The sequence below is a fragment of the Prevotella melaninogenica genome, from assembly GCF_018128065.1.
GTDB lineage: Bacteria > Bacteroidota > Bacteroidia > Bacteroidales > Bacteroidaceae > Prevotella.
In genome coordinates, this window is sequence record NZ_CP072359.1 from 1097923 (window position 1) to 1112927 (window position 15005).

General features: G+C 40.9%; 13 protein-coding genes. 3 read left to right on the plus strand and 10 right to left on the minus strand.

Going from position 1 to position 15005, the window contains the following annotated elements:
* Nucleotides 1-217: 217 nt before the first annotated feature.
* The 6 genes from J5A56_RS04430 to yihA form a co-directional block, all read right to left on the minus strand.
* The gene (locus tag J5A56_RS04430) at nt 218-2449 is read right to left on the minus strand and encodes a GH92 family glycosyl hydrolase (RefSeq protein WP_021673213.1); all 2232 of its coding nucleotides are present in this window, start codon (nt 2447-2449) and stop codon (nt 218-220) included.
* 119 nt (nt 2450-2568) lie between these two features.
* Nucleotides 2569-3000: a hypothetical protein gene (locus J5A56_RS04435; RefSeq protein WP_021673212.1), complete on the minus strand. Its 432-nt coding sequence runs from the start codon at nt 2998-3000 to the stop codon at nt 2569-2571.
* 886 nt (nt 3001-3886) lie between these two features.
* Nucleotides 3887-4426 (minus strand): beta-class carbonic anhydrase, encoded by a 540-nt coding sequence (locus tag J5A56_RS04440; protein WP_021673211.1) that lies wholly within the window; start codon nt 4424-4426, stop codon nt 3887-3889.
* Between the two features lie 11 nt (nt 4427-4437).
* On the minus strand, nt 4438-5004 hold the full coding sequence (locus J5A56_RS04445) for a DKNYY domain-containing protein (RefSeq protein WP_196801666.1): 567 nt from the start codon (nt 5002-5004) through the stop codon (nt 4438-4440).
* Nucleotides 5005-5162: 158 nt separating this feature from the next.
* A complete protein-coding gene (locus J5A56_RS04450; RefSeq protein WP_021673209.1) occupies nt 5163-6953 on the minus strand; it encodes an ABC-F family ATP-binding cassette domain-containing protein in 1791 nt (596 codons plus the stop codon).
* A 5-nt stretch (nt 6954-6958) separates the two neighbouring features.
* Nucleotides 6959-7558 (minus strand): ribosome biogenesis GTP-binding protein YihA/YsxC, encoded by a 600-nt coding sequence (gene yihA, locus J5A56_RS04455; protein WP_021673208.1) that lies wholly within the window; start codon nt 7556-7558, stop codon nt 6959-6961.
* Between the two features lie 175 nt (nt 7559-7733).
* On the opposite strand from yihA, the gene J5A56_RS04460 reads away from it, so the two are divergent.
* The 3 genes from J5A56_RS04460 to J5A56_RS04470 all read left to right on the plus strand — a co-directional run bounded on the left by J5A56_RS04460 (nt 7734) and on the right by J5A56_RS04470 (nt 11015).
* Complete coding sequence (locus tag J5A56_RS04460; protein WP_021673207.1) at nt 7734-8717, plus strand: Gfo/Idh/MocA family protein; 984 nt, start codon at nt 7734-7736, stop codon at nt 8715-8717.
* A 40-nt stretch (nt 8718-8757) separates the two neighbouring features.
* Entirely contained in the window at nt 8758-9963 is a 1206-nt protein-coding gene (locus J5A56_RS04465) for a DUF4421 domain-containing protein (RefSeq protein ID WP_036920478.1), read from the plus strand.
* A gap of 65 nt (nt 9964-10028) precedes the next feature.
* Nucleotides 10029-11015 carry an N-acetylmuramoyl-L-alanine amidase-like domain-containing protein gene (locus J5A56_RS04470; protein WP_036920476.1) on the plus strand — a complete coding sequence of 329 codons (987 nt, stop codon included), beginning with the start codon at nt 10029-10031 and terminating at the stop codon, nt 11013-11015.
* Nucleotides 11016-11324: 309 nt separating this feature from the next.
* Here the strand turns inward: J5A56_RS04470 and J5A56_RS04475 are convergent, their stop codons facing one another.
* The 4 genes from J5A56_RS04475 to J5A56_RS04490 all read right to left on the minus strand — a co-directional run bounded on the left by J5A56_RS04475 (nt 11325) and on the right by J5A56_RS04490 (nt 14987).
* Nucleotides 11325-12428: a bifunctional methionine sulfoxide reductase B/A protein gene (locus J5A56_RS04475; RefSeq protein WP_021673204.1), complete on the minus strand. Its 1104-nt coding sequence runs from the start codon at nt 12426-12428 to the stop codon at nt 11325-11327.
* A gap of 109 nt (nt 12429-12537) precedes the next feature.
* Nucleotides 12538-13470, minus strand: coding sequence for a thioredoxin-disulfide reductase (trxB, locus tag J5A56_RS04480; RefSeq protein ID WP_021673203.1), 933 nt, complete (start codon nt 13468-13470; stop codon nt 12538-12540).
* Nucleotides 13471-13584: 114 nt separating this feature from the next.
* A complete protein-coding gene (locus J5A56_RS04485) occupies nt 13585-14205 on the minus strand; it encodes a deoxynucleoside kinase (protein WP_021673202.1) in 621 nt (206 codons plus the stop codon).
* 167 nt (nt 14206-14372) lie between these two features.
* Complete coding sequence (locus J5A56_RS04490; protein WP_021673201.1) at nt 14373-14987, minus strand: deoxynucleoside kinase; 615 nt, start codon at nt 14985-14987, stop codon at nt 14373-14375.
* Nucleotides 14988-15005: the final 18 nt, after the last annotated feature.

Sequence of the window (15005 nt, forward strand, 5' to 3'; positions counted from 1 at the left end):
ACTGCGCTTTAAAAAAGATATTTTTCTCATTCTTAAAATACTTATTTTTGAATTAATATGTTGCAAATATACGTAAACTTCTTGCGATTGTAGGAATATAGTAGTTTCTTTTTAAGTGATTTTTTAGATATTGGAAATAAAAAAGCATCTAATTAACAGATTTGTTCAAAAAGAAACGATTTCTGTTAATTGGATGCTAAAGTCGTATAATTACTTCCTATTTCACAGGTTTATCACCCATCGTGAAGTCTATTGCTAGACCAGAAAGCAATTGTTCATGCTTAAGATAATAATGCGGATAAGGCTGTCCGTTCATGGTTATACGCTGAATAAAACGATTTTCAGCATCATTCTTATCAGCCTTGATAGTTATTGTCTTTCCATTTTCCAGATGCACCTTGACCTTATGGAAGTATGGGGTTCCTATCATATACTGCGTACTGCCAGGGCAAACAGGGTAGAAGCCGAGTGCTGAGAAGACATACCACGCAGAGGTCTGACCATTATCCTCGTCGCCACAGTAGCCGTCAGGTTGTGGAGTATAGAGTCGGTCCATCACCTCACGCACCCAATATTGTGTCTTCCAGGGTTGTCCACTGTAGTCATAAAGGTAAATCATGTGTTGGATAGGCTGGTTTCCATGTGCATAATTACCCATGTTCATGATTTGCATCTCACGTATCTCGTGAATTGTGAAGCCGTAATAGCTATCGTCAAAGATAGGAGGAAGCAGGAAAACGCTATCCAACATCGCATTGAATTTGTCGTATCCTCCCATCAGCTGTGCCAGTCCGGCTGGGTCGTGGAACACGCTCCATGTGTAATGCCAGCTGTTTCCCTCTGTGAAGGCATCGCCCCATTTGAACGGATTAAAAGGTGACTGGAAGCTACCATCCTCGTTACGCCCACGCATCAACCCCGTTTCCTTATCAAAAACCTTCTGATAGTTCATTGCACGGAGTTTGAAAGGTTTTAACTCCTTAGCACTCTTTCCGAGTTTTAACCCTAACTGATAGATGCACCAGTCATCGTAAGCATACTCCAAAGTGCGGGCAACACTCTCGTTAATTCCCACGTTGTAAGGTATATAACCTAAGCGGTTGTAATAGTCAAAGCCCTTGCGGCCAGTGGAACTGACAGTTGGGTGTACGGCATTTGCACTATGTACAACGGCTTTCCAAAGTGTTTCTATGTCATAACCACGCAGTCCTTTGATATAAGCATCTGCCACGACTGAAGCCGAGTTGTTGCCCACCATACAGTCACGATGCCCCGGACTTGCCCATTCAGGAAGGAAGCCACTCTCCTTATAGGCGTTGACTAAGCCTGCTTGCATCTTCTCATTCATTGAAGGATAGACGAGGTTGAGCAGTGGGAAGAGCGAACGGAAGGTATCCCAAAAGCCGGTGTCTGTAAAGAGATAACCCGGTAATACTTGCCCATTGTATGGGCTGTAGTGAATAGGCTTACCCTGTTCGTCAAGCTCATAAAACGAGCGTGGAAATAGTACAGAGCGATAGAGACAACTGTAAAAAGTGCGAAGATGGTCGATATTTTCATCTTCCACCTCTATACGTCCTAATATGTTATTCCATACCTTCTTGCCTTCCGTTTTTACTGTATCAAACGATTTTCCTTCAACTTCTTTGAGGTTATGTTGTGCCTGTTCACCACTGATGAACGATGAGGCTACCTGTACGTTTACTTGTTCGCCTCGCTTGGTGTGAAATCCCACAATAGCCATAGCATGATTGCAGGTCGTAGATGTCTTTCCCTCTGACAGTTTACTATCTTCAATACTGCCAACAAAAGAGAAGTCATGGTCAAAGCGAAGGATAAAGTAGTTTTTGAAGTTTGCTGGTACACCTCCGCTATTCTTTGTTGTATACCCAATGATGGTACGCTTATCGGGCATGATGGTCACGGAAGAACCCTTATCAAAAGCATCTACAACCAAATAAGCCTCTTCTGTTTGTGGATAAGTGATGCGCATCGCAGCAGCTCGGCTGGTAGGACTAATCTCTGCTGTAACGTCATAATCAGCTAAATAAACCTTATAGTAATAAGGTGTTGCCGTCTCCGCTTTGTGGGAAAACCAGCTGGCACGCCCCTCTTCATCAAAGACTTTCTTCCCCACAACGGGCATGATAGAGAACTGTCCGTAGTCGTTAATCCACGGACTGGGTTGGTGTGTCTGCTTGAGTCCACGAATCTTATCGGCTCCATAGGTGTAAGTCCAGCCATCTCCCATCTTTCCTGTCTGTGGTGTCCAGAAGTTCATGCCCCATGGTAGGGCGATAGCAGGGTAGGTGTTACCTGTCGATAGCTCTGACTTTGATGCCGAGCCTACTAATGTGTTCACATAGTCGACAGGATTCTTTACGTTGATGGCATAACTGTTAAATGTCAATGTCAACAGAAATATAACAAGAGATAGGGCTCTTTTCATATCTTGATAATATTATTAAGTTTTATATTTTAGGTTAAAAATCAGCTTTAAAGTAAAGTTGAGATAATGTCATAGAATGCGTATAGACTTGTAATGATGGAAAATAGGGGTGATTACAATTACTTTGTTGCCGACTTCCATACCCATACTTCGCCCATCTGAAAGCGAACTAATAGTTTTGAATCTGCTTCTGTTAGCATGATTCCTTTTGTGCCAGGTTGTAATAAGAAAACCTCCCCATTATTCAACTGTTCAATGAGCGTAGAGTCTTTTCGACTTATTTCGTTAGGATGGGGCAATCGGTCAAGATTGTCTTTGTTGACTGCTCCAAAACAAGAGCAGGTCAATGTAATCTCATTAGCTCTGTTACTTATGAAGCCAGCATCCCTTTTATTTGCATTTTTAACAGCCTGATCGCCTTTATCAACAATCTCTGTGGGAATCGTATTAATGCTATGATAATCTTGTTTCGGTTTTTCTTGTGTACCTTTGTCACAACCGCTAAGGATTAAGATTGTCGTAGCAAAGAGAATATATAGTTTTCTAATCATTTTGCTTTCCGCTTAATATGTAAACACAAAAGTACACTTTTACGAGCATAAACACAAGAGATGTTGAATAAAAATCATTGTTTAACAAAGGAAACTTGTGTTATTGGATATACTATTCGATGTTTCCGAATCTTATTGCTTTCTGATAAAACTTAGTGTGTTTATTCTTTAATGTGTACTTACTTTTACTGATAGTATTTCATTATCTATGGAAATGTAATCCACTCTATTTATGTCTTTTGTGTGCAATTTTGGTCTATTCACTTGTTCATAAGCGTAGGTTGTTTCAATCTTGATAATGTATTGCAAGGTGTTTAACCGTTAGCACAATTGGTGCATACCAACCGCACAATTGGTGCTTGCCTGTAGCACCATCTGTGTTGGGTAACAGCACATGAATATAAAACGGTAAGAAAAGCTGATAGCACGCATATAGTAGGACAATAATTACTAACATCTTGGGAAATGACATACCTGGTTGTGTTATCTTGTGATTCTCCTTCTGTGATTTTGTGATTGATGGAACATTGATGTTTAAGGAAATAGAATTTGAAAAGTAATAGATAAACAAAAAGTCTTTACTTATATTCAATGTGAATATTTATTGTATTTTATACATAAATAAGAGGATGATGAAGTCATTAAAAATCGTTTTTTTATCAAAAGGTAACAAATTTAGAATAATTTTTGGTTATTCTAACAGAAATATATATCTTTGTAACAAAATGTCGGAGATGACATTAAAACTAACTATATAAACGTTATCTTGATCTACAAACAACTGAGGGAAAACCTAGTAGTATTTAATGTCAAAGTAAAGTAAATGATGAGACCCTTGTTTGATAAGCAGTTATCAAACAAGGGTCTCAGATGTTTTCGTGTTTTGTTAATCGACAGGTGTTAGCTCACCTGTACGTGAGTCGATGATAAAGCCACGTATGATGATATCTTTTGGTACGAGTGGATGCTGCTGAACAGTGTTCACCGTACGGCGAACACTTGCCTCTGTATCATGAAAACCGTCCAGATATTTGTTAAGATTAACTTGCTGTTCAGCTTCTTGGATTGCTTCGTCTGTGATTCCACGTTCACGCATCAAATGGAGGAAGTGGTCTGCATTCATGTGGCAAGCACCACAGTTAGAGTGATGGATAATCATAACCTCCTGACAACCTAACTCATAGATAGCCACAAGAAGGGAACGCATTACAGAGTCGTATGGCGTAAGAATGGTTCCGCCTGCAACCTTGATAATCTTTGCATCTCCGTTTCTCAAGCCGAGTGCATTCGGTAGCAATCTTGTTAGGCGAGTGTCCATACAACTCACGATTGCTAACTTCATATCAGGTTGTCCAGATGTAATAAAAGGCTCGTAGCCTTGTACAGCCACGAACCTTTTGTTATAAGAAAGTATCTGATCTATCATAATTAAATAAATTACCTTACTATTTTTCCACGATAATATGTGTCAAATGTATCTTCTGCATATCCATCTTTGAGTACTTTGAAGCTGGAACTGCTGGCGCCATCTACCTTGTCACCCATATAATAGACATCGAAAGCGTCCTTTCCATAGCCCCATCCTAAGTCCTTGAAGCTTCTTGCGCTGGCGCTAATCTTTCTGCCATTGTAAAGGACTGCGTTAGAAGTAACGATGTAACCTTCATTATAATAAGGGTCATATTCATCACGAGGGTCAACAGGATAATCACCCGGATAGATATTGCCTGAACCCTTTAATCGGAATGTTGTAGGGTCAACAAATGGAAGTATCTGACCTTCAAAATAAACGTTATATCTATCTTTTGCATACCCATAGCCAAGATCAATGAAAGTACGATAATCAATTCCGATAACTGGTTGATGACCATAGAACACACCTTTCTTGTTGAAAGAGTAAGGATGCACTTGACGTGAAGACTGTGCTGAAGCACTAAGTGTAAAGAATGCCATAAGAACTACGCAACTTAGGCGAAGCTGGCGATAAAAGTTCATCTTTTCCATAATCATCAGTTTTAATTGTTATTATCTTAATTGTTATATCGCAAAGGTAATAGGAAAAAGTTATTTATTTTGTGGAATTACCCTAAAAGAACTTAGGGAAACACCTTTTTGTGTGTGGGGACTTCCGCTACTAACTCAATATAGAGAATATACATTGGTTAAGCCAGTTCTGATAATTCCAGCCAACGGAGTTCTAACTCGTCTAATTCTTCTTTCAAGATTGGTAGACGTTTACTCTTTTCTGTAAGTTCATCTACTGATAGATTACCAGAGCAGAGTTCTTCTTCGAGTTGTTGTTTCTCTTCTTCTAATTGTGCAATCTTGTCTGAAAGCTGTTCGTATTCCCGTTTCTCTTTGAAAGACATCTTACGTTTTAAGTTGTTGCGATAATCCTTCTTAGCTTCGTTTGTCGTAGTGCTATTGCTCTTTGTAGGCTTCTGCTGCTCTTCTTCCTTTGATTTCATCTTTTGGAAATCACGGAATTGCGTGTAGTTTCCCGGGAAGTCTTGAATCTCACCCTCGCCCTTAAATACTAAAAGATGGTCAACAACCTTATCCATAAAATATCGGTCGTGTGAAACCACAATAACGCAGCCCGGGAAGTCTTGTAGATACTCTTCAAGAATCTGTAAGGTTTGAATATCCAAGTCGTTGGTTGGCTCATCGAGTACTAAGAAGTTTGGATTCTTCATTAAAACCGTACAGAGATATAGCTTTCTTTTCTCTCCTCCAGAGAGCTTATACACATAGTTGTGCTGTTGTTCTGGTGAGAAGAGGAAGTAGTTGAGGAACTGTGAGGCCGTCATGTGCTTTCCTCCACCAAGGTCGATATACTCTGCTATGTCTGTGATAATGTCAATAACCTTTTGATCATCACGGAACTTTAAGCCTTCTTGTGAGAAATAACCGAAGCGAACAGTCTCACCAATGTCAAACTTTCCACTATCAGGCGTAACCTCTCCAAGTAACATCTTAATAAAGGTAGACTTACCAGTACCATTGTTTCCGACAATACCCATCTTCTCAAAACGTGAGAAGTTATAGTAAAAGTCGTTGAGTATTGTCTTGTCATCAAATCTCTTTGAGACATATTGACACTCGAAGATCTTACTTCCAATATATACGCTTGACGACTTCAAACGCACCTGACGTTCCTCAATTCGCTGCTTTGCCTTTGCTTCCAACTCATAGAAAGCCTCTTCACGATAGCGTGCTTTGTGCCCACGAGCCTGTGGCATGCGGCGCATCCACTCTAACTCTGTACGATAGAGGTTGTTTGCGCGTGCAATCTCGGCGCGTGTATTGTCTATTCTCTCTTGGCGTTTCTCTAAGTAATAAGAATAATTGCCACGATAAGTATATATTGTATTGTTGTCTAATTCTAAGATGGTATTACACACGTTGTCAAGGAAATAACGGTCATGTGTTACCATAAAGATCGTTTTGTTACCACGAGAAAGATAACCTTCTAACCATTCAATCATCTCTAAGTCAAGGTGATTGGTAGGTTCGTCGAGTATGAGGAAGTCTGGTTCTAAGATAAGAACATTTGCCAAGGCAACACGCTTCTGCTGTCCACCACTTAGTTGTCCCATTGGTTGGTCTAAGTCGTGGAGCTTCAACATGGTGAGAATCTGCTTTGCTTTTAAGAGTCTCTCTGGGTTTCCTTCATGGTTGAAACAAGCATCTAAGACACTTTCTTCTGGGTCGAAATGAGGACTTTGCTCTAACATTCCCACTCGCAAGTCATTGCGATAGATGATAGAACCACTGTTGTAACCCTCTTTCCCTGTAAGGATAGAGAGTAGGGTAGACTTTCCTGTGCCGTTTTGAGCAACGAGTCCGACGTGCTGTCCTTCTGCGATAGAGAATGAAATATCCTTGAAAAGAACCTGCGCTCCGAAACTCTTTGTCAGACTTTGGACATCAAGATAGGGTATCTGTGCCATAAATCCTATTCTAAAGTCTTATTGATTTCGTCGATATACTGTAGAACCTCATCTCTACCAGTCTTGCTTTCAGCCGAGGTAATAAAGTAAGGTGGGAGCTCTTCCCATCTGTCTTGCAGTTTCTTCATCCATAGCAGGGCGTTTGACTTCGCTTTTGCTGGTGAAAGTTTATCCGCTTTCGTAAAGATAATAGAGAAAGGAACATTGCTTTCACCTAACCAGTCAACGAACTCCCGGTCAATCTTCTGCTGTTCATGACGGATATCAATCAGGACAAATACGTTCACGAGTTGTTTGCGTTGGAGGATATATTGGGCTATCATCTGCTCCAACTTATTTCTTACAGTCTTTGAACTTTTGGCATATCCATAGCCTGGAAGGTCTACTAAGTACCACTCGTTATTGATGATAAAGTGATTGATAAGTAGTGTCTTACCCGGTTTTGATGAGGTCTTTGCCAACCCCTTATGGTTGCAAAGCATATTGATAAGGCTTGATTTTCCTACATTTGAACGTCCAATAAAAGCATATTCAGCCTTTGTATCTTCTGGACACTTTGATAAGGAAGGGGAAGATATAGTGAATTCTGAATTCTTGATAATCATATATTAAAGAGTATGTGTTATAAACAGCTTTTCCTGCAAAGTTACTAAAAAGTTAATAGCTATGAATGGTCAGTTGATAGTTTTTTCGTATTTTTGCACAAAATAAGTAGCGTTCTGCAAAAAGGTATACGTTTCCTTTGCTCTCGCTGATGTATTTATAGATAACAATGTGTAAATGAAACAAATCAACTGGGGATTTATTGGCTGTGGTGAGGTAACAGAAAAGAAGTCTGGACCTGCGTTCAACGAAGTTATGGGTTCGCATGTTGTCGCTGTGTTTAGTCGTAGCGAGTTGAAGGCTCGTTCGTATGCTGAGCGTCAAGGTATTCGTAAATGGTACACGGATGCACAGGCTTTGGTAGATGATCCTGACGTAAACGCAATTTATATCGCTACACCTCCTTCAGCACATGCTACCTTTGCTATCATGGCAATGCGTGCTGGAAAACCTTGTTATATAGAGAAGCCTTTGGCGGCTTCTTATGAGGATTGCGTACGTATTAATCGTGTGTCAGAACAGACGGGAGTACCTTGTTTTGTTGCTTATTACCGTCGTTATCTTCCTTACTTTAAGAAAGTAAAAGAGATTGTTGATAACGGTGAGATTGGTAAGATACTCACAGTACAAGTTCGTTTTGCTGTTCCTCCACGTGATTTGGACTATGAACAGAACGTACAACTGCCTTGGCGACTGCAATCACATATCTCAGGTGGTGGATATTTTTATGATCTTGCTCCTCACCAACTCGATTTATTGCAGAACATGTTTGGTGTTATTGTCAAGGCACATGGCTACACTGCTAATCGTGCAGGGCTTTACAACCTCGAAGATACAGTGAATGCTGTCTTCCGTTTCGAGAATGGTTTGACTGGTAGTGGTGCTTGGTGCTTTGCTGCCCATGAGAGTGCGCGTGAGGATCGTATAGAGATCTTTGGCTCAAAGGGTAGACTCTCGTTCTCTGTCTATACTTATGCGCCTATTCATCTTTGCACAAGTGAAGGCGAAAGAGATATTGATGTTGCTAATCCAGCTTATGTTCAGCTCCCAATCATTAAGTCCGTTATTGAAGATATGCAGGGATATGGCGCTTGTGATTGTACGAGTATCAGCGCAACACCAACCAACTGGGTGATGGATCGTATCCTTGGAAAGATATAAGAAAAGCCAATGGGGCGTTTATATCCTTTTAATTATGCACATGAAGTTAACTTTCAGCGACTCCCTCTTTCTATGTCTTCTTCTATTAATGTTAGGAGGAACGAGGATGTATGCGCTTTCTACTACGGCAATATCAGATGGGATAGAAGCAAATATAGATAGTGCAGAAATACTTCCTGTAAAGCAATCAACAGACTCTGTGCGTTGGATGAGAAGAGGTGAGCCTACACGCTTGTTTAAACAAAAGTCTAACAAGAGCGGTAACTTCTTTCTACGTTTTAATGAGATAGATACTTCTTATATCGAACCTCAGAAGTATAACTTCGCTTTTATGCTTCAGAATACTAATACCTATGAGGTGTATCGTTTGAGCAGTTCAAATGAGCAAAGTATTACCTTTGCTCCTGAAGCTACGGTGCGTATAGGACCTTATTTTGGTTGGCGTTGGATATTCTTAGGTTATACACTGGACATAAAGCATTTAGATTTCTGGAACAAGAATAATAATCCTCGTCAAGAATATGATTTAAGTTTATACAGTTCAATGCTTGGACTTGATATTTATTATCGTAAGACAGGTAATGATTATAAAATCAGACAGTTATATCTTGGAAAGGATATAGACACTGAGGCAATACGTGGTACTGACTTTGGTGGATTGACTTCAACCATTAAGGGTTTCAATCTTTATTATATCTTCAATCATCGTCGATTCTCTTATCCTGCAGCTTTCAGTCAGAGTACGATACAACGTCGTTCAGCGGGTAGTCCATTGTTAGGCATTGGATATACGCAGCACAGCCTTGATGTCAATTGGGTAGAACTTAATAAGATTATCGCAAATCGTCTTGGCTGTCAGGTCACAAGTAATCCGATAGACAGTACGTTGATGTTCAGCGAAGTAAAATATACTGATGTTTCTATCAGTGGTGGCTATGCCTATAACTGGGTTTTTGCCCGAAACTGGGTGTTGGCAGGTTCGCTTTCCTTAGCATTAGCATATAAACGTAGTACGGGAGATGTTACTCATCGAAGTTTTTCTTTCAGTGATTTCAAGTTTAATAACATTAATGTTGATGGTATTGGACGCTTTGGTGTGGTATGGAACAATAGCAAATGGTATGTTGGTATGAGTACAATCCTTCATGCCTATAATTATCGTCGCAGTAATTTTTCAACTAACAACTTCTTTGGAAGTGTAAACCTTTATGCTGGTTTTAATTTTGGAAGAAGAAAGGAGAAATAGATTCCATATTGTTAGGTTATCTGTAGCCTGACAATGTGTTATTTTTTGAATTAGAACTTATTAATATGACACTAAAATATTCTCTTGTTTTTTCAACTCTCTTTGCCTTCTCTGCTTGTGGAGCAAAGACTGAACAGAAAGTGAAGGTACAGTCTGCAGCGGATACTGTAGTAACATCACTGCAGGTGACGAACGCTGTTCCTGCAGTTTCTTCAGCTGAACAAACGGATACGCTACCAACATATATTGACAGTTATACAAAAGCTGACAGTGCTTTGGTCTGTCAGTTGTTGCAGGAGTTTGTTCCACAGCGACTGCAACTGACTAATGAACAACTCATTATTAAGATTGCACGAAAGTTTATTGGGGTACCTTACGTAGCCCATACTTTAGATAATAATGAAGATGAAAAACTGGTTATTAATCTCCATGGATTAGACTGCACCACATACGTTGAGGCTGTTACAGCCCTTACACTATGTATTAAGAGGGGTGAAACACGTTTCTCCGACTATGTTCGTCAGTTAGAACAAATACGCTATCGTGATGGTAAACTGAGTTATGCAAATCGTCTGCACTATTTCCATTGGTGGCAGGAAGATAACGAACGTATGGGTTTTGTTAAGGAAATAGATTCTCCGAATCCTCCTTTTTCTGCTGTTCAGACGTTGAAAATCAACTATATGAGTCTGAATGCAAGACTGTATGATATGTTGAAGAATAATCCTGAGCGTGTTGCAGAATTGAAGAAGTTAGAAGATGCAACCAATGGAACAAAGCTTCGCTATATCCCTAAGAGTCTGCTTAATAATAGCAAACTACTTCGGGAAGTCATCCGTGATGGTGACATCCTTGCGATTGTTACGAGTAAGCGAGAGTTAGATACGACTCATCTTGGCTTTGCTGTATGGCATAAGGATGGACTCCATCTGATGAATGCTTCTAATCTTAGGAAAAACGGTAATAAGGTTGTTGATCCAGTAGAGACACTCTATAATTATATGATGGCTCGTCCAGCTAACCTTGGTATACGTGTTGTGCGTATTCAATAGTAATGCGTATAGCTTAAGAAACTATCTTCCATATAAGTTTTGTTATTTGTTTCTAAGATGATGAGCGATGCCTATAAAGACTCTGTTTTAGCCTCTTTTATACTCGTGCGGACGTCCAGCACGGGTGGTGCGGAGGCTTAACACGAGTGGTGTGGCGGCTCAACACCATTGCAAAATGTCATTATGATGTAGACAATTTGTTGTTGGAAAAGAGTTATTATATGAGAGAATTATCCCTTTAAGATTATAGGGTAGCAATAAATAAAAAATGCTCTGGCAGAGAAATAATTATTCTGCCAGAGTATTTTCTTACTTTTTCATCTTAGCCTTGCGAGCATACTCGAAGAGTGCTGTAGGCAGATGGCAATAGCCAGTTGGGTGTTTATCAAGATAATCCTGATGATATTCTTCTGCTGTATAGAAGTTCTTCAGTGGTTTAACCTCAACTGCAATCTTTCCGTTGATGTGTTTCTGCTCTTCTTCAAAAACCTTTTTGATTGTTGGGAGATCAGCTGGATCGGTGTAGTAAACGCCTGTGCGATACTGACTGCCGCGGTCGTTACCCTGCTTGTTTACGCTGGTAGGGTCGATAGACTTAAAGTATAAACCCAGTAGGAACTCCAAACTGATAACTTTAGGGTCGTAGGTAATGTGCACAGCTTCGGCAAACTGGGTCTTATCTGTGCAAACCTCTTCATAGGTTGGGTTTTTGATAACGCCATTGGCATAGCCCACTTCGGTAGCTGTAACGCCTTCTATCTGTTTGAGGTAGTGCTCTGTTCCCCAGAAGCAACCACCTGCAACATAAATTTCTTTCATTGGTCTAATTAATTTAATGTAGGCTCCGTAGCCTTTTGCTTTCATCTCTTCAAGTGGGATGAAACGCAGCGAAGCACTATTGATACAATATCTTTTTCCTCCTGTCTCGGCTGGTCCATCATCAAAGACGTGTCCAAGGTGCGCCTTACCAGTCTTGCTTCGCACTTCCGTACGCAACATTCCGTGCGATGTGTCAGTATGGTTTGTGACAAGTTTCTTGTCGATTGGCTTTGAGAAAGCAGGCCAACCGCAACCAGAATCGAACTTGTCTGTGGAAGAGAAAAGCGGTTCGCCAGTTGTGATATCTACATAGATACCTTCTCTAAACTCGTGGTCATACTCATTAGTGAAAGGTCGCTCGGTGGCAGCCTGCTGTGTTACGGCATACTGTTCGGCAGTAAGTGTCTTCCGAAGGGTTGCATCATCGGGGCGTGTGAATTTCGTCTTAGTAGCGACGATAGAATCTGTTTGTGTCATAGCTGTCTTTGTCTTGTTAGTGCAAGAAGTTGTTCCCGTTATTAGTAAGCCACAAGTAGCAGCTTCAACAATGGTGGGAAGAATCAGCGTACACAAAATGGATAAAATGTTACGCATAGTTTATAGTATTTATAAATGTGATTAATATAAAGTTAAGAGATAACAAAGGGTGTGTCAAAATCCAGTCTGCTGGATTCTGAAACACCCTTTTCTATATTCGTTTTGTTTACTGCTTCTGCAAGAAACGGTCAACCTCAATAGCTGCCATTGCACCTGTGCCAGCTGCTACGACACCCTGACGATAGGTTGGGTCTGCCACGTCACCCGCAGCAAAAACACCCTCGATATTGGTTGCTGTAGACTTTGGCTTTGTGATGATGAAGCCGTGGTCGTCCATCTCTACCTGACCTTTGAAGAGGTCGGTGTTAGGAGTGTGACCAATAGCCAAGAAGAAACCATCAATATTGATATCAAACTTTTCCTCGTTTTCTTCACCCTTGAAGCGTACTAAGTGTGCACCCTCTACACCATCTTCACCAAAGAGACCGAGAGTATTGGTGTTGTAAAGGATTTCAATATTCTCCTTTTCTGTCACACGCTTACGCATAATCTCTGCTGCACGGAGATAAGGCTTGCGCACAATCATATACACTTTCTTAGCCAATCCAGAGAGATACATTGCCTCTTCGCAGGCTGTGTCACCACCACCAACAACGGCTACAGTACGCTTACGATAGAAGAAACCATCGCAGGTAGCACATGCGCTGACACCCTGTCCACGGTATTTCTCCTCATCTGCCAAGCCTAAGTACTTTGCACTTGCACCTGTAGCGATGATTACTGTGTCAGCTTCAATCTGGTTACCACGGTCGTCTTCGAGATGGAAAGGACGACTGCTGAGGTCTGCCTTTACGATAGAACCGTCGCGAAGGTCAGCACCATAGAGGTCTGCTTGCTGACGCATCTCTGACATCAGTTGGTTTGCATCAATTCCTTCGTGAAAGCCCGGGAAGTTTTCTACGATGGTTGTGGTAGTCAACTGACCACCGGGTTGTAGACCAGAGTAGAGTACTGGCTCAAGATTTGCACGTCCAGCGTAGATAGCTGCAGTATAACCTGCAGGTCCGCTACCAATTATCAGGGTTTTTACCTTTTCCATATCAATATATTGTTTGTTGCCCTTTGGATAAGAATCTATTCCTATGACAGGGCTTGATTAATACTTTTGTATTTTTTGCAGAACAAACATTGTGCCAAAGAGTCGTGCTCGTTATTATTCCATTGGGAATAAGCCAAAGAGTCGGTCATCAATCATATCTGTGACACGTTTGAAGTCTTGTGGGTTGTCTTGGAAGTCAGTTGTGTCACCATCGACAATCATCAGATGTCCCTTGTAAGTCTTAATCCATTCCTCATAACGCTCGTTGAGACCACGGAGGTAGTCAATACGCATTGTTTGTTCGTAGTCACGTCCACGTTGTTGGATGTGGTCGATGAGGCGAGGGATAGAACAACGGATGTAAATCATTAAGTCTGGCAGCTTAACTAATGAGAGCATCAGGTCGAAGAGGTCAGTGTAATTATTGAAATCACGCTCTGACATCAATCCCATATCATAGAGATTAGGTGCAAAGATACGTGCATCCTCGAAGATAGTACGGTCTTGAATGATAGTATCCTTTGATTGTGAAATCTCTACAACATCACGAAAACGCTTGTTGAGGAAGTAAATCTGTAGATTGAATGACCAGCGTGTCATGTCAGCATAGTAGTCTTCCAAATACGGGTTGTTGTCAACTGGTTCGAAATGAGCTTTCCATCCGTAACGTTTTGCGAGCATTTTGGTGAGTGTAGTCTTACCAGCTCCAATATTTCCTGCGATTGCTATATGCATAATATGTGTGTATCTAATTGCCCACCTCACGGCTACCTCTTATAAAAGGTATGGTTGATTCGGTGTTGTGGGCATGTGAATTCTTGTTAGTTTGTTTATGTTAATTCCCTTTCAGTACTTTGATAGCCCTCCCTTTGGGGAAAGGTAGAGGGCGCTTTGTTCGTATCTTAGAACAAGCCGAAGAGCTCTCTGTCAATTTTGTCTGTAATGAAACCAAAGTCTTTTGGGTGGTGTTGATAGTCGAGATTGTCAACATCAATCGTCAGAACACGCCCTTTATACTTCTCTTTGATAAACTCTTCATAGCGTTTGTTGAGGTTCTCAAGATAGTCTAATGGCATCTTCTGCTCATACTCTCGTCCACGTTTCTCAATGTTAGAAACAAGATGGCTGACAGAAGCACGAAGATAAATCATCAGATCTGGGAAGCTGACAGCATCCGTCATGTCCTCAAACAACTCCATATAGGTTTCATAGTCACGGTCGTCAAGATTACCCATGGCATAGTTGTTCTCCGTAAAAACGTAGACTCCTTCATAGATAGAGCGGTCTTGTACTACTGACTCATCACTCCGACTTATCTCAAGCAAATCTTTAAAACGCTCCTTTAGGAAGAACACTTCCATTGGGAACGACCAGCGCTTTATGTCTTTATAATAGTCTTCTAAGTAGGGGTTATAGTCTACTGACTCAAATCTTGGCTTCCAACCATAGCGTTTGGCAAGCATTGTTGTGAGTGTTGTCTTACCGCTACCTATATTTCCTGCAATTGCAATGTGCATAACATAGTGTCCACGTGT